Here is a 16,989-nt window from a genome sequence, read left to right as displayed (position 1 = left end):
CTCCTACACCCGAGGCAAATGCATTAACCCCTGAAGCGCTGGCGCCCGTTCCCTCTGCACGCACATTGGTGCCACTCGCCGTAGCTCCCACACCCGAGGCAAATGCATTAAATCCTGTAGCAGTGGCGGCCGTTCCCTCCGCACGCAGATTGGTGCCACTCGCTGTGGCTCCAACACCCGCTGCGAATGAATTAGTACCTGACGTGCGGGAACCCGTTCCGGATGCTGAAGTGTTGAAACCGGTGGCAGAAGACAATGTTCCCTCAGCACGCACATTGGTGCCATTTGAAGTAGCTCCAACACCTTTTGCGATCGCATTAACCCCTGAAGCGCTGGCACCCGTTCCGGATGCTGAGGTGTTGTCCCCAGTGGCTGAAGCAGATGTTCCCTCCGCGCGAACATTGGTTCCGCTCGCAGCCGCACCAACTCCTTTTGCAACTGAATTGACCCCTGAAGCACTCGCACCCGTTCCTGACGCTGAAGTATTCAACCCAATGGCTGAAGCCAATGTTCCCTCCGCGCGAACATTGGTTCCGCTAGCTGTAGCTCCAACACCAGCTGCGAATGCATTCACACCTGAAGCGCTGGATCCGGTTCCTGATGCTGAAGTATTGAAACCAGTGGCACTAGCATTGGTGCCGGCTGCCCGCGTGTTGGGCCCGATCGATGAAGCATTAGCACCAAATGCAGTGGCGTTAGCACCATTGGCACTGGCTGTTGATCCATAAGCCATGGAGTTCGAGCCATTGGCACGAGATGAAATACCTACAGCAATTGAATTGACGGATTGTTGGTGATTCGAGGTGCCATAAGTTTTTGCGCCATAGCCAATTGCGATGGAATTAGCACCACCTGTCTGGGCTTGCATCCCCATCGCCATGGAATTATTAGCTAGAGCATTGGCTTGAGTACCCGATGCAATAGCATTCTCTGCGCCGATATAAACAAGTGAGTCATATCCATAGGCATAGGAGTAAGTAGCGCCACTCCAAATTGTGGACTCCGTGCCGAAAGCTGATGCATTGCTTGCGCTGACTTTGGCGCCATCACCGGTCTCCAAAGAATCATTGGCGCCAGAGGCATCAGTCGCAAAATCTCCAAGGGCAAAGGAACCATCACCAGTCGCGACTGCACCTGGACCAAAAGCAAAGGAATCATTTCCAGTCGCTCGCGCATTGGGACCCACCGCGAAGGAATTAATCCCACTCGCGAAGGCATTAGGTCCAACAGCAAAAGCATTGACCTGCTGTGCATTGGCATAGGTGCCAAAGGCGAAACCATTGGTATGTGTGGCATTGGCATTGACGCCAATTGCATACGCATCAATAGCAGTTGCACGAGCATCAACACCCATCGCAAAGCTGTTGTTGCTATTGGCGTATGAGAATTGGCCGAAGGCCATCGAATTGCGACCAATCGCCTGAGAACAGACCATCATCGCTGCTGCATTTTCACCAGAGGCAAAAGCCTTGGTTCCAATAGCAAGGCTTCGGGAACCAGTTGCCTCAGAATTGGAGCCAATAGCAATGGTGTAGGTGTCATTCGCTAGGGCCCGATCACCAATTGCGATACCTTGATTGGCATCAGCATTGGCGTAATAGCCCAAAGCAATTGATTGATTTGCCGTCGCACTGGCAAAACGACCAACAGCAGTCGCACTGTTCTGACTCGCGAAACTGTTGAAACCGATAGCAATTGCAGAATCGGCTTGAGCATTCGAATTAGCGCCAAAGGCAATCGTTTCAGCCGCATTAGCATTAGCGTTGTGACCAAAGGCGATGGCATCACTGCCATTCGCAATAGCATTCGTTCCAAAAGCCGAGGTGTTTTTTCCTAAGGACTGACTCGCAACTCCGTAAGCAATCGATCCATCCTCCAACGCATAGGCTTTCGTTCCTAGCGCCATTGAATTGATGCCCTGAGCAATACTGTCGACGCCTCCAGCGAACGCGTTAGTCGCATTTGCTTTCGCATCACTTCCCAGAGCCATACTGTTGACCCCGCTCGCATTGGCTAATGGTCCAAAAGCCAGTGCATTGATTGCAGAAGCAGTCGCAGAAACTCCAACTGCGTAAGCATCAGCAGCGGAAGCCATAGCGTTCCTGCCGAGTGCCGTTGAATTCGCTCCGCTGGCATTGGCATAGTGACCAGCTGCATAAGAACTATCGGCACTTGCAAGAGCTTCAGTGCCAAGCGCCATCGAATTAGAACCAGAGGCGAAGGCTGCAGAACCTGCTGAATAGGCGGACAGGTTGCTAGCGGCAGCATTAGAACCTAATGCCATTGAGGAAATGCCAGATGCGTTGGCGAAAGATCCAGCTGCATAGGCTCCCTGTTCCGAGGCAGAAGCACTTGTCCCCAAAGCCAATGCTCGAAGACCAGAGGCATTGGCGAGTCGTCCTGCGGCATACGCATCAACTCCAATCGCGATGGCACCACTTCCCAGTGCCATCGAATTCAGTGCAAGTGCTGATGCATCAAAACCACCTGCAAACGAATCGGTTGAATTGGCGAGTGTCGATGTGCCAATAGCAATGGCATTCACACCAGAAGCAACGGACTGAGTACCAAGCGCTGTTGCATTGTTTTCAGACGCCGTGGATTGCTCGCCAAGCGCCATTGATCCATTGGCTGTTGCTTTCGCCTTAGCACCTGCTGCAAAAGCATCATCCTGAGTTGCTTCTGATTTTTCACCCAAAGACAAAGCATTTTCACCAAGTGCGCGAGACGATGCACCCATGGCGGTGGAGTTAACACCGGTGGCCATGGCACGAGCGCCGTAAGCCAACGCACCGAGCTCAGTCGCATTAGCAAGAACACCGGCTGCAATGGAATCGATGCCGGTGGCATTCGCTTGAGTACCAGTTGCCATAGCATTTTCTGCATTGGCATAAGAGCTGGTTCCATAGGCAATGCTATTGATCCCAAGTGAAGAGGCGAAAGATCCAGCAGCAAAGGAATTGGTAGTACTGGCATTGGAATTAACACCAAACGCAGTTGAATTTGCACCCGCGGCCGCAGATTCAAGCCCCAAAGCCATGGAGTCCAAACCAGTTGCTTGAGAACGCAAACCAGCGGCAAAAGCAGCGTTGGTATTGGCGACGGAATCCGTACCAAGTGCCATGGTGTTGTTCGCGATCGCTGAAGCATTGGTGCCAATGGCCAAAGAATTGTTCTGAGAAGCATTGGCAGAGGCTCCAAAGGCCATCGACTTCTCAGCCAATGCTGTCGAGTTCATACCAATCGCAACAGCGACATTGCCGGAGGCCTCGGCAAACAAACCAACCGCAATTGAATTTTCCCCGGTTGCTAAAGCGCTACGACCAATCGCCGTAGCATTCACTTCATTCGCTAAGGCATTGACACCAAAAGCCATGGTGTCGGTAGACGTTGCCTGCGCATTCGCACCAAACGACAACGCGCCAACACCTGATGAAGTTGCATTGGTGCCGATAGCAACAGTATTGGTTTGAGAGGCAACCGAAACCACACCTAAAGCCGTGGAATTTGTGCCTGAGGCATTCGAATCAACACCAACTGCAGTGGAATTAGGTCCTGAAGCAATTGAGTCAACACCCAAGGCCATGGAATTCGCTCCAGTGGCATTCGAGTTCGCTGCAATGGCAACAGCATTGGTGCCATCGGCATAGGCCCTAACTCCAAATGCCTGAGCATTGGCCTTCAAAGCACTAGACAACACACCAATGGCAATGGAATTGGGTCCATCGGCAGTTGAATTAGAAGCGATGGCTAAAGCATTCGTCTGATTAGCCAAAGAATTGGTGCCAAAAGCCAAAGCACTCTCAGAACGAGCGTTCGCGAAAACGCCAAGGGCTACAGAGTTATTTCCAGCAGCTGTGGCGTTCGATGAAATAGCCGTGGCATTCACACCACTTGCCAAGGTATTGGTGCCCAAGGCCATCGATTTTTCGCCTTGGGCATTGGACTGAACACCCAGAGCGACGCTGTCCAAACCATTGGCCAACGCAGCAACAGCAATCGCTGTCGAATTGACGCCGGTGGCGCTGGCAGTCTTGCCCAAAGCCATTGAGTTGGCGCCGCTGGCCGAGGCGTTAACAGCAATCGCTGTTGAGTTTGTACCAATGGACTGGGCATTGGTCCCTAATGCCAGAGAACTTTCTTCCTTCGCGAAAGATTGAACACCGATCGCAAGTGAAGATTCGCCATTGGCATTAGCACTCGCACCGATAGCACCTGCATTGACACCGCAAGCAACGGTGTTAGGGCCAATCACAAAAGAGTTGGTCTGGTCAGCAAAGGATTGAGCACCAATCGCTGTGGAATTCGTGCCAGAAGCTCGTGAATTAGCACCAAAGGCCATGGAATTAGTGCCATTGGCTGTTGCATTGGTACCGATCGCTGAGGCGTTGGTATCGCTGGCGCAAGCACTAAAACCAATAGCAATCGAATCAACACCCGTTGAGCAGGCGGATGTTCCTATCGCCATGGAATTATTTTCGACAGCACAGGCCTTAACGCCCACTGCCATGGCATCCAAACCTTGTGTGTTGGCCAAATAGCCAATCGCCCCAGCACCTACACCATTGGCAATGGCACCTGCACCCAACACAAAGGAGTTGGCACATGTGGCAGAGGTCCCAGCTCCAATTGCAATGGCATTGGTGCCATTGGAACTGGAATTGAAACCAATCGCCGTTGAATTGGTTGCGAACGCACAGGATCCTGCACCAATGGCTACTGATCCAGAGTCATTGGTAGCAGCGCCAGCACCGAGCGCAATGGAATCAACTCCATTGGCATTCGATCCACTACCCACAGCGGTGGAGTTGACAACAGCGGATCTAGCAGAGGATCCAACCGCGATGGAATTCGTACCAGAGGAAATCGATCCACTACCTAAAGCAAGAGCATTAATTGCAGACGCATTGGAATCCACGCCGATTGCAGCGGAATTTGCAGCAGAGGAAATGGAGCCAGTACCGACAGCTAAGGAATTCGTATCCGAAGCACTGGAACGAACACCGAGGGCGGTGGCATTGACACCCGCCGAATTAGATCCACTACCTAAAGCAAGAGCATTAATTGCAGACGCGTTGGAATCCACGCCGATTGCAGTGGAATTTGCGGCCGAGGAGATGGAGCCAGTGCCGACAGCTAAGGAATTCGTATCCGAAGCACTGGAACGAACACCGAGGGCGGTGGCATTGACACCCGCCGAATTAGATCCACTACCGATGGCTAAAGAATTAACTTCACTGGCAGCGGCATTGGTTCCCAATGCCATCGCATTGTTTGCTGCAGCTTCAGCATTACTGCCAAGAGCGACTGCATCATTGCCTGTCGCTTTTGAGCCAGCCCCGATAGCAGTCGCTCTGTTCTGATTAGCAACAGCAGCTGAACCGAAAGCAAGCGCATCCGCGCCTGATGCTTCTGAACCAGCACCTAAAGCCACTGCATTCACACCTGTTGCTCTAGATCCCGCTCCAATCGCAACGGAATTGGTTTGGGTTGCCGCTGATCCAGCACCGAATGCAAGAGAATTATTTCCCGATGCTTCTGCACCAGCCCCTGAAGCCACCGCATTCACACCTGTTGCTTTAGACCCTGCACCAATCGCAATGGCATTAGCGTTATTGGCCTTAGAGCCTGTACCTATTGCGATTGAATTAGTGACAGAAGCATTTGAACTTGTGCCTGTTGCGATTGAATTAGTGGCAGAAGCATTAGCGCCAACGCCAGTTGCTATTGCGTTTTCTCCAGTAGACGAAGATCCCGCGCCAGTTGCAATCGAACCGGTGCTCGAAGAAATAGCAGTGATGCCAAGAGCCAAAGAATTAGTTCCTGTAGCACCTGCAAAACTGCCCAAGGCAGTAGCACCCTTATCCCCATGTGCAACAGCATTCCTTCCTACGGCTGTTGAATCAATAGATTTAGAATAAGATCCATACCCAATAGCAGTAGCACCGTTAGCGTCAGCCGAAACGGTTGAATTCGCTCCAACGGCAACTGAATTTATTGCAGTGACATTCGCGCCAAAACCGACGGCTGTTGAACTCGATTCATTGACATAAGCAGAGGCTCCAATTGCAGTGGTGTAGGCTTCCGTGGCATAAGCTTCATATCCGATCGCGGTAGCACCAGCTGAATTAGCTGTGCCATCGGCTTTAGCAAGCTTACCGACTGCGGTATCGGCGGTATATGCAGCTTGATTCGCGCCAAGATCGCCGACTCCATAGCCCTGAGTAGATGGGCCACAATTATAAATATCAAGAGTTTCTTGCCCATTAAGGCTTTGATCCCAATATTCAAGGTCGTTATCGATATGTAAATTGACATCATCCGCGTTGATACCAGACAATTCCACATATCCCCCAGCTACAAGGTTTGCATTTCCATCTGAGGTTCCTCCACCTGCACAAATCCCTCCACAATCAACAGTTCCATCAACAAAGAGTGAGGTTATTTCGCCTTCGAGTGCCTCAACTTCAGCACTTTCAATCGAAAGCAAGAACGCATCACCAATGATCGTAATATCTGCACCGGTAATAGAGAGGGCTTCATCACCACCAGACGTATTGGCGCCTTTACTCGTAATGCAAGTTCCAGCCAGACCGTTAGATAGATAGCCAGGTGCGGTACTGCCTACAGATTGAGCTTGACCAGCACCAGCCAAAAACTGACTTGCAGCACCTAACGAAGAAACAAACGAAGGGTAAACAGAAGAGGTGGAAACAGAAGACGAGGATGACAATGAACCATTTGAGTCCATATAACTTGAACTCGAAGATGACGCATTAGGGGCGCTCGCACCATTCGAGTAATACCATGATTGGTTATTTTCCGTACCCTCGTGACTCCAAGTGCTATTTGGAATTGGGGTACAAGAATTAGAGGTGAAATTTGGAGCATTCCATGAAACTTGATTGCAATTTGCAGCTGCTATCGACGAACTATTCTGAACGCTGACCGCATAATCACCCTGCAGATACCAAACAGCATTAGAAGTAGAGCTAGTAGTGTTCGGGGAACTATATAATTTTCCATTTGGAGCAACAACAGAAGAAGAGGCGTAAAAATCTGAAGGAGCCGCTGTCCAGTTTTGACTACTGAGATCAGTATAATTACTATAGTTAGTTTGCTGAGTATAACTAATTAGCGTATTACTTAAAATGCCTATCGTGATCGTATCTCCAGTGAGATCATATTCGTTTGATTTAATATAACTTGCCGCAGCAGATGCACTACTTGAGTTTGCATCTGGAACAGCCATGTATGACTTTGAGTTACTTCCAGCTACTTTGTAAGACCAAACATAACCAGACACACTGGAATTAGAAGTTGTCGCTGTTGGCGCTGAAACTGAACCGTTAGTGCCAAGCCCAGGCATGTAATAGGCGCTATCGCTTGTTCCAAGAGTGAATTGATTGGGGAGTGTTGCTGATGAGCCAGCTCCCAATGCAGTGCTATTCACTCCCGTCGCCTGTGCACCAACTCCCAATGCCGTTGAATTACTGGCTATCGCACAAGAGCTTGAGCCAACACTCAGAGCATTGCTGGCTGCTGCATTGGATCCAAGCCCAAGAGCAACACCATTAGCGCCCGAGGCTTTTGAGCCTGAACCCAGTGAAGTCGCACCAACCGCTGAACTTACAGCTGATATGCCAAGTGCGACTGAGTTGGTTTGATTGGAAATCGAAGCAGCACCTAGTGCCATTGAATTGGTACCTGATGCACTGGCATTGGTGCCGCCCGCAAATGCGTTGGGTCCAGAAGCCTTGGTTCCAACACCGAGAGCCGTTGAGTTGGTGCCATTAGCGGAGGACTCAACACCGATCGCTGCAGCGTTCAAATCCGCCGCAGTTGCATTCGTGCCAATGGCAACAGAGTTATTGCTACTCGCAGTCGAATCGCTACCGAAAGCAGCGCTATTCGCAGCCGTTGCTTGCGAACCAGCACCAACGGCCGTGGCGTTGGCTTGGCTCGCTCCAGAACTGGCGCCAATCGCTGTTGCATTCGCTCCACCGGCAACAGCTGTTGTTCCCAGTGCTGCCGCATTGGCTTGATTGGCATTGGCGCTCGTTCCAATCGCCGTCGCATTGGTGCCAGAAGCATTGGCATTGGTTCCTACTGCCGTTGCATTCGCTCCACCGGCAACAGCTGTTGTTCCCAGTGCTGCCGCATTGGCTTGATTGGCATTGGCGCTCGTTCCAATCGCCGTCGCATTGGTGCCAGAAGCATTGGCATTGGTTCCTATCGCCGTGGCATTCGCTTGATCTGAAGCAGAGCTTGTACCAATCGCTAATGCATTGGCCTTCGATGCTGTTGCTGCCTTACCGATCGCCGTCGCCGAAGCAGCTGATGCATTGCTTCCATGACCGATGGAGACCGAACTGTCCTGAGAGGCATTGCTCGAGCGACCCACTGCAGTCGATGAATTCCCAGCGGCAGCGGCAGATTCACCGATAGCGACAGAATCAACACCCGAGGAGGTGGCGCCGTTGGGCGCGCTGAAACTCTCAGCATGAAGAGCAACCTGCCCAAAAGCCCATAAACCACCCTGCAAGACGGCTAAACCGAGTTTTAAACAGCGGTAATTCACGCTTTTTTACACTTCAGAAAACCTTAGAGAATTCTGAGAATCGGACATGAATTGTCAGGCTTTACAACTAATCTCAAGTAGGACTCAATGAGTCTCCAAGGTTAAAAGCAACAACAGCCATAGATTCTCTAGAGAAATTTGTTTAGACAAAATGCTCCAGACATGAAGGGGAAATGATAATTCTTCCTGCTTCAGCATTGATCGGAATGTCCACAGAAAATGGCTATGTCCCATGGAAAACCGGCGATATAGTCTGGCATCTTTCAGAATAAGTGGACCAAATATTTCATCAAACTCGTTTAAAAAATCACCCAATTAAAAAAGCTCGGGCTGTGACAATGACATACATTATATCCACCTGGCTCAAGAATCATCAGCCAAATATCAAACTTACGCTTGGACAAATATCAGCCTAATTGACTTCAGGCAACAAGCAGATTCTTCTGAATGCCCTTTTCAAAGAGATGGAGTTCACTACTAGGATGAATATAGTGCAGACGCCATCCATAACGCAAAATTCGCTGTTGATCGGACATCTGCGATAAAGCTCCAAGGTGTAGAGCGACACTCTTCTTCATCTGTTCGATCTGGCTGAGACAATCTTGCGATGCCGAGAAATCCATACCGTCGCAGAGAAAAGCACTGCAGCCTTTGCCTAAGCAATAGGGCCAGACTGACCAGCTTGCTGAGCATCTGCCACAGGCTTCAAACCTCGACCAAAAGAGCCAATCATCAACGATGTACAAACAAATCATCGAGAGATATAGGGTATCAAAAAAGATATTTTGAGTATGAACACAAACAAAAAACATGCCTTTGGACAACTCTTCACAGATAATCAAGTCTCAACAAATAGCCTTGAGATCACTTCTTCAGATCCTTGAAATCAGACAACTCCTTAGACACATTCGAAGGAATCACTTTAGAGCAATAGGAAAGCGAAATTTCACTAATTTTGACGCCGAAATACTTAATCCATGCATTGTCACTAAACGTACTCTCAAAACCTTCGACCCTGCCGTCATAACGGTTTCTTAAAACCTGGACAACAGGAATCGTTGCTGCACTGAGGGCTAACTTAAAATCGATATCATTACCTCGAAGAAAGCAAACTGTTAGCGCAGCCTGAAACAGCGAAGACTGCAACTCTTGCTGAGACATGGCTTTAACATTCCCTTGTGACTGGGCGAACCCAAGCGGAGCCATGGAAGTCCACAACAAGACAGTTGACAAAATAACGAAGGGAAACGAAAAAATTCTTGGTTTCAGCATTGACACTTTACTGCGGAAATTGATTGTAAAAAAAAACAGAAAGAGCCAGCCTGAATTGACCTCAAATCACCACAAAAGCGCCACCCAACACAGGTTGATCAATTCTTGAATATTTCAAGATCAAACATTGGGCTATTGGACGAATCACCAGCCCTGCAAACTTCGAGCTCCAGACATTGACGTTTAATAAATAGCATCACTTTTCCGCAGATGCCAAACGACATCAGACGAGCAAATTACGGCTGATTACCAAAATATTGATACTCAGCCAAGTCATATCAATTCAACCTAGTCCGTTTTAAAAACCATCAGAAGTTGAGGTCAAGCAAGGCGTGCCCAGAGGGAGGGCGTCCTTTCTCTCCTGGTGCAACGGGAGTGACTAATGAACCATCAGAATCTCCAAAATGCTTGGAAGACTCACTGAAATGGGTCTGCTCTGATGAAAGATCCAGTGGCTGTGCTGTTGATACAACTACAGGTGAACTGGCCAGGGAGCGTTGCAGAGGCTCAAGCGCTGATGCCGGCGGAATCAAGGCCAAAGAGACAACAGGAATGACAAGGCCAATCAAACGGGTCATGACCACCCACAAAGCAACTGTCCTTGACTTAGCTACGGCAAACGAAAAATGGCAACGTCCTGCCTTGCGATGTATCAAACCTGCGGTAGCCAACGGCGCAGCAGCGGCAAGCTGAGCCCGATCACGTTTGAATAACAACCGTCGAGACGTTCCACAAAGGAGCTTCCAAGACCTTCCAGGGCAAAGCCTCCGGCACAGCGAAGCGGTTCGCCACTGGCGACATACTCTTCAATCTCTTGATTGCTGAGATCGGCAAACAACACTCGTGTGGTCACACACGCCAGCAGAGGCTGCTGCGACGTCACACCCTTGCCTGGCAACAGGCAGTGGCCCGTATGCAGATCACCCCAGGATCCACGCATGTGTTGCCAGCGTTCCACTGCCTGAGCGGAATCAGTGGGCTTTCCGTACACCTGACCGGCGAAGACAAACAACGAATCACAGCCGAGCACAGCTGTAATTTCATTGCGTCTGAGCTGGTTCCGGACAGCGATCGCCTTGGCCTGCGCCAGACGCCTCACCAATTCGGTCGGATCGGAATCCTGAATGGCCTCTTCATCGACACCGCTGACCTGAACGCGATGGGGAATGGCAGCCTGTTCTAGAAGGCGACGTCTTGCTTGGGACGCTGAAGCCAGCAGCAACATTGGTGTCTCAGTTAGCGGCGCTGAGAACGAGAATGGCACTGACAGCAGCTCACGCGTGACTCTTCAGGACCCCAGCGAACTCACAAGGCATGCTCTGGGGCGGGCACGCCAAGCCTTGTGCTGCCTGCCTTTCCAACGCAGCTTCTACCGCAACGTCGAAGAAGCAGCCCTGAGCAGCACTGAATTAGTCGCTCAATCAGACTGGTCGTTTCAGACCCGACGGCGGCTGAATGCCAGGGAAACAGAGGATCTGCTGATCTGGCTGATTCAACTGGGAGTGTTGCGTCGGGAGGTTGACGGTCAGGGGCTAACGGAACGGGTCCGTTTGACCCCTCTTGGCAGGGAGGTGCTGATGCCCTGGCCGGAAACGATCCCTTCAGCTGGCCTTGGAAGCCGATTCATGCATTGGTGTCGTCGCAATCGCCCCCGCTGGTGAAAGCAAGCCAATGGTCATCAACGTGCCGAGACGATCATCGCGATTCATCTGATCAAGCAGAGCGAGACCCATTCCGGACATGCCTGTAAAACAACCCGGCAGCAACAGATTGCCTTCAGACGTTCCAAAACCACGGAAAGCTCCGCCACTTTGATCTGCAATGGAGACAGCCTGAGCAACAAGCTCAGACGATCTGTTGATTGCAGCTGTACGGACTGACTCTGTGACGGACTTTGCCCATGGCCCCTCAGCCACAACGCGAAGAATGCCGGCATTTCCAAAGGTGCCGCAGCAGAGATGATCACAGAACGGCAAACTCAGCGCAGTAAGTGTCTGCAGGGCGTTAGCCATTTCATCAACGCACTGCTCATCCCAGAGAGGAGAGCCAAACAGACAAGCCCGGCTCAAGGCGATGCCAGGTGCTCCATGGCACCAAGAGGTCATGAACTTGTTCGGCTCATCGGGTTGGTGATCTCGGTAATCGGGCCAGTTGAGGTGTTCCACATCAAAACGCTCTCGTTCATAGGTGAGAGCCTTGGCTGCCGCATCGAGGAAACGCTGCTCACCCAGCTGCTGCCCTAACTTGACAAGCGCAGCGAGATATCCGGCGGTGCCATGCGAAAAGCCGAGCAATGGCTGCTTGCCACGAACGCTCCAAGCTCCATGTTCGTTTTGGAGGCCCAAAAGATGATCTCCGGCAATCACAGCTAAATCAAGCGCTCGTATCGAACCATCCCTGAGCAGAGGTCCCATCAGACCGGTCACACCAGCGATCATGTCGAGACCGAGGTCGGCGCGAATATGCTCCGGCAACAATGCCTCGATAAGACTGGTCTGCAGCTCCTGGAGCATTGGCTGCTGTGATTCCGGTCCCCAAGTCGCCAACTCCTGAATAGAGAGGAGAGAACCACCGCAACCACTTAAGCCAAGCGCCTGATCACGCCACCAGCGCAGGCGGAGACCATCCCGGTCCTTTTCACCCATCTGCAGCAGAGGTTTCACACAACTCTCGACCAGTTCGGCTGGACCTGGCTCGTCGGCGAAATGGGCTGCAAGTAAAGCAACACCGATGGATCCACCGTAAAGCGAAGTACCAACAGGCCCGAAGCAGAAACTCTCACCATCACTGCCAAGATCCATTCCCAGCCAGTCGATGAGACCATCCGCATCGCGAATGGCAATCTCTTCGAGCATCTCGAGCTGACGACGGCTCTCTTGATAGAGCTGTTCCGGCGTAAGCGTCAAGACGTCTACATTAGGCGCAACGACATCTCGTGGACTTCTGCCAACTTCAGTGGAAATGCGCGCACGGCTCGTACCGCGGATTAATTGCTCCTGGAACGCAACGGCTGCTGGATCCAATTCAGCAATACGCTGACGACTCGACTCCAGACCACTGGTTTCCATAAACCCCTCAACGGGCTTCATATCGTCAACTAAGGGCAGATCCTGTCCATCGATGGAATGGACGAAAAATGGAATATCCAAACGCTCCATCTGACGCAATTCAGCTTCAAATACAGGCCAGTGCAGCGGTTGTTCGCTGGCCATTAGAAAACTGCGGCTGAGCTGCTCGAGCACGAGCCCCTGGCGGAGGGACGAACGCAGAGCCGCTGGCTCAAGTTGCTGACGCTGCAATGCGAAATAAACTCGGGTGGCCCGAAGCACAATGCGACGAGGCAGCCCACGGAACTGATCGAGCACTCCACCGGGTCTGATCCAGTCCTCACGCGTTCGTTCAAATTCAGAGCACTGCTCACGGAATCCCTGGCAGAACGTCTCAAGATGGGCGTTGAGACCGTTGGTTGCACCAACACCCACTGGAAGACTCGTGGGCAACAATGATGGACGGCTGATCTGGGCAGCCATCATTCCGTCACTGTTCAGCCCCAGCCAACCCGGCCCCTTCGTCAGGGGCTTGAGAGGGGGGGCAATGCCTAGAGCGCTGATATCGACAGCGACCTTGGCCTGACCGACAAAAAGCCAGTTCGGCATCAAACCTGATCGAAGCACTGAATTCTGAAAACTCTTCTGAAGATTCGACTGAGACAGGGCTGTCTGTTGATCAGAGGCATCTGAAACATGATCAGGTAAATCGGCCTCAAGAAGAGTTTCGGTATCGATCAACAGCAGCTGATCCCCGCAAGCGATCAGGTTCTCGTAGTGGCAATCCGTACAACCCAGGAGATGAAGGACGGCTGTCAATCGTCCAGCATTGCGATAGAAGCGCTCCTGCTCATCATCTCCTTCACAGAGACGATGCTCGACATGCTCCATGTATCCGTAGTCGTTGCCGCAGTAAATCCGCAAACTGCGCAGCGGCTTCAGTGTGCTGACGCTGTTGAGATGTTCAAGTGCCTGTTGATAAGCCAAGTCCACGCCCATGTCCTTGGGCTTGTAAACCACTTGCACGGAAGAACTTCCATCGGCTTGAGCGAACTTCAAAATGCTCACAACCTGACCATGATTGTGGGGATCACTTAGGCCCTGATGAACTCCGGATAGAACCATCTCAGGCTCGACGCCAAAGAGCTGCTGCAAGGGAATCGCGTCAGCATCAATCCGCCGAAGCAAAGTTTCGTTGGACCGTTGCCAATCGCCACAGACCTGCCCCAGATAACGTCCCAGAACAGGGAACGTCTCCAAAAAAGTGGCCAATCCATCGCACCGATACTCCCTGATGAAACGCTCGTAGTACTCCCTTACAGGAGGACCCTGCCCATCGCCATCTGTACCGAGATGAGCCAGCAACATCGCTCCGGGAGGCCTCTGTAGGTTGAACTGCTCGAACAAAGCCTGTTCAGAGATACTGCTCAACCTGGTGAGCAGTGACCGACCTAGAGAGCGATAAACCTGATCATCGATACTGCGGTGCTGGAGATCGACCAAGTTGCTGCGCAGACGAGCGACGAAAGCCTCAACCGCTGGAAGCCACAGGTCGCTGAAAGGGAGCTGATCAGGATTCGCCTCCGACACCTCCTCGACATAAGGCTCAAGCTCGCGTTCAGGATCACTGCGCAATGCTTCCTGCAGAAACGTCAACTCCTGAAACCAGATCTCCGTTCTTGAGGGTTCATCAGGTTGCTCAAGCTGATCTAGCACTCTGTAAAGAGCCTCACGATCAAGTCCGGACCATGCAAAGCGACGCTCAAGCTTTTCAAGCTCCTGAGGCGCGATCGCTTCTAACCAGGCTTCACCAAGCCCTAGCTGCCGGTCTTCGAGATCGTCGCGAGTGATGGGCGTGCCAGGAGATGATTCAGAGAGCGAAACCTTTTCAGAGCCCATCATCTGATGCAAGGAAAAGGGTGTCTTTGGCGCTGTCATCGTCTCTCAGTGTCCCTTAGACAGAATTTCTGCAAGGTAGCCGTGTTGTTTAAGTTCGTCCCAGGTTCCGCTTTCAGCGGCTACACCATCACGCAGCACAATGATCCTGTCCGCATCGCGGATGGTGGCCAAACGGTGCGCAACGCTGATCCTTGTAATCCCAAGTGACTGAACCGTTTCATTGATGCGCTGTTGTGATGGAGGATCCAGAGCACTGGTGGCTTCATCCATTAGGAGCACTCGAGGTTGGTGAATCAACGCTCTGGCGATTGCGATTCTTTGTGCCTGGCCACCGGACATGTTGCCTGCCCCATCCATCACAATCGTCTCGAGCTTCATCGGCATGGCTGCCACGTCATCAGCCACGGCAGCAGATTCAAGCGCTGCCCAGATTCGATCTTCTTCAGTCACAAGACCGCCAGAGACAATGTCGTAGATCGAGCCGGAATTAAGATGGGCGGTCTGCAGAACAACACCGAGCTGACGGCGGTAATGGCGGATGGCGAGCTGAGGCAGCGCAATACCATCGACCAGTAAATCACCCCCCTGAGGTTCAACGAAGCCCAGGAACATGTTGATAATTGTGGTTTTTCCGCAGCCGCTCGGCCCTGTGATCACCGTGTGCTGGCCAGGTGTGATCTCGAAATTGAGATTGCGATAAAGCGGATCATTAGAACCCGGAAACTGGTAAACAACATCTCTGAAAAGGAAATGACCCTCCAGGTCATGATGCACAGCATCGGGTTCATAGCCCCGCTCCACTTCGGCATAGATCACTGGTTCGGCACGCTGCCAGAGAACGCTGGCTCGTCCTAAAGTATTGGCAGCAAGATTGGCTGCCTGGGAAAGGGCTGCATTGAATCCTGTGAACGCAGCGTTGAAGGAAATAAAGCTCACCAAAATCAGCTCAAACTCGGCTGAATTGCTGGCAGTTGCCAGGAGTTTGTGAGTCACCAGTGCGAACAGCATTAAGGAAGCCAGTGGACTCACCAGCGTCCCGAACATTTCGATCGCATCGTTATAAAAGTTGCTGCGCAATTGCAACAGCGCATAACGATTAATCTCGCGCAGCCAGCGAAGCAGAACAAACGGTTCTGTTGCGGAACTACGAATTTGCGGAAGTCCCATGACAGATTGCAGTGAGAAATTGGTGATCTCAGCTCCAGTCTCCAACAATGGTTTTTGCAATTGAATATCACGAATTGTGAGATAGAGCAGAGATGTCAGAGAAACAACCGTGAACAAAGCAGCCCAGATGGCTAGTGAGCGGTCATAAATCACCATCAGAACGAAGTAACCCAAGCTGAAGACTGTAGTGAGCAAGGTCGAGAGAACACCACTTCCGAGTAATTGACGTAATTGATTGATCGATTCAACACGCGAGGAAAGATCACCGGTGGTGTATTTGGAAATGAAGCGCATTGGAAGACGCATAACGCGATCAAAGACTGCGGTCTGTAATCGCAGATCCGTAACACTTTCAATCCGCAGCATCATCATGGTCTGCAAATACTGGGCAGCAGCAACACCCACCACCACTACAATCACAATTGCTAAACCCTCAATCAGTAGTGCACTATCGTTTTCAGGCAGGATCCGGTTCACCAGAACATTGGTGAACATCGGAATAGACAGATGAAATGTCATCACTACAGCAGAGGCAATAACCAGAGCCCAGATGGCATTCCACTCCGTGCTGAATGCAAATTTGACCACCTCTAAGGGGCCAAGAATCTTGGCCGGCAGTGATGGATAGATCTCGTAGGCATCTCTGTCGAGGCGAATATCCGTCGGCACGAGCCAGTGCTTTCCCTGAGCTGCTGAATAGAACCAGTTCCGACCACGTTCGCGATACAACGCCAGGGGTTCACCATTCGCCAAATCTTTCACGATCAGCATGGGAAATTCACGTTTCCATGGCTCACGCGGTGCGTCCACTCGACGATGATGAATATCGTTGTGATCGAGCTGAAAACTGATATCAGCATCGGGCATGGCAATGAGAGACTGCGCAGGTGCTTCCAGACGCCGCAAACAAAAGCCGATCAGTCGAAGATCACGCTGAGGATCAGCTTCTTCCACAACCTCAAAGAGGAGGTCGTTCTCTAGGTGATCGACCTGCTGAAGAGCGCGTTTGCGTGAGTCGGTCAT

The 16,989-nt window shown here is 51.5% G+C and carries 8 protein-coding genes and 1 pseudogene; 1 reads left to right on the top strand and 8 read right to left on the bottom strand.

Translation table 11 applies throughout. The features are described 5' to 3' along the window. The 6 genes and pseudogenes from DXY31_RS17085 to DXY31_RS13260 all read right to left on the bottom strand — a co-directional run. On the bottom strand, positions 1-5,560 hold a 5,560-nt coding region (locus DXY31_RS17085), incomplete at its 3' end, for a hypothetical protein (protein WP_244279782.1). Between the two features lie 54 nt (positions 5,561-5,614). Then, positions 5,615-8,581, bottom strand: a pseudogene (locus DXY31_RS17865) (beta strand repeat-containing protein); the annotation flags it as partial. A 422-nt stretch (positions 8,582-9,003) separates the two neighbouring features. Beyond that, a complete protein-coding gene (locus DXY31_RS13275; RefSeq protein ID WP_137025001.1) occupies positions 9,004-9,405 on the bottom strand; it encodes a hypothetical protein in 402 nt (133 codons plus the stop codon). Between the two features lie 40 nt (positions 9,406-9,445). Beyond that, positions 9,446-9,787, bottom strand: coding sequence for a hypothetical protein (locus DXY31_RS13270; RefSeq protein WP_114994188.1), 342 nt, complete (start codon positions 9,785-9,787; stop codon positions 9,446-9,448). A 374-nt stretch (positions 9,788-10,161) separates the two neighbouring features. Next, positions 10,162-10,431 carry a hypothetical protein gene (locus tag DXY31_RS13265; protein WP_114994187.1) on the bottom strand — a complete coding sequence of 90 codons (270 nt, stop codon included), beginning with the start codon at positions 10,429-10,431 and terminating at the stop codon, positions 10,162-10,164. 74 nt (positions 10,432-10,505) lie between these two features. Continuing rightward, the gene (locus tag DXY31_RS13260; RefSeq protein WP_114994186.1) at positions 10,506-11,078 is read right to left on the bottom strand and encodes a nucleoside triphosphate pyrophosphatase; all 573 of its coding nucleotides are present in this window, start codon (positions 11,076-11,078) and stop codon (positions 10,506-10,508) included. A gap of 55 nt (positions 11,079-11,133) precedes the next feature. Between DXY31_RS13260 and DXY31_RS13255 the strand changes: the two genes are divergently transcribed. After that, positions 11,134-11,514: an Npun_F0494 family protein gene (locus DXY31_RS13255; protein ID WP_114994185.1), complete on the top strand. Its 381-nt coding sequence runs from the start codon at positions 11,134-11,136 to the stop codon at positions 11,512-11,514. Here DXY31_RS13255 and DXY31_RS13250 read toward each other — a convergent pair. Both DXY31_RS13250 and DXY31_RS13245 read right to left on the bottom strand, forming a co-directional pair. Continuing rightward, positions 11,455-14,838 carry a type 2 lanthipeptide synthetase LanM family protein gene (locus tag DXY31_RS13250; protein ID WP_114994184.1) on the bottom strand — a complete coding sequence of 1,128 codons (3,384 nt, stop codon included), beginning with the start codon at positions 14,836-14,838 and terminating at the stop codon, positions 11,455-11,457. The two genes, DXY31_RS13255 and DXY31_RS13250, sit on opposite strands and share 60 nt — an antisense overlap. 6 nt (positions 14,839-14,844) lie before the next feature. Beyond that, a complete protein-coding gene (locus DXY31_RS13245; RefSeq protein WP_114994244.1) occupies positions 14,845-16,989 on the bottom strand; it encodes an ATP-binding cassette domain-containing protein in 2,145 nt (714 codons plus the stop codon).

The sequence above is a fragment of the Synechococcus sp. UW179A genome, assembly GCF_900473965.1.
In the GTDB taxonomy this organism is placed as follows: Bacteria; Cyanobacteriota; Cyanobacteriia; order PCC-6307; family Cyanobiaceae; genus Synechococcus_C.
This window is presented reverse-complemented; position numbering and strand designations above follow the sequence as displayed.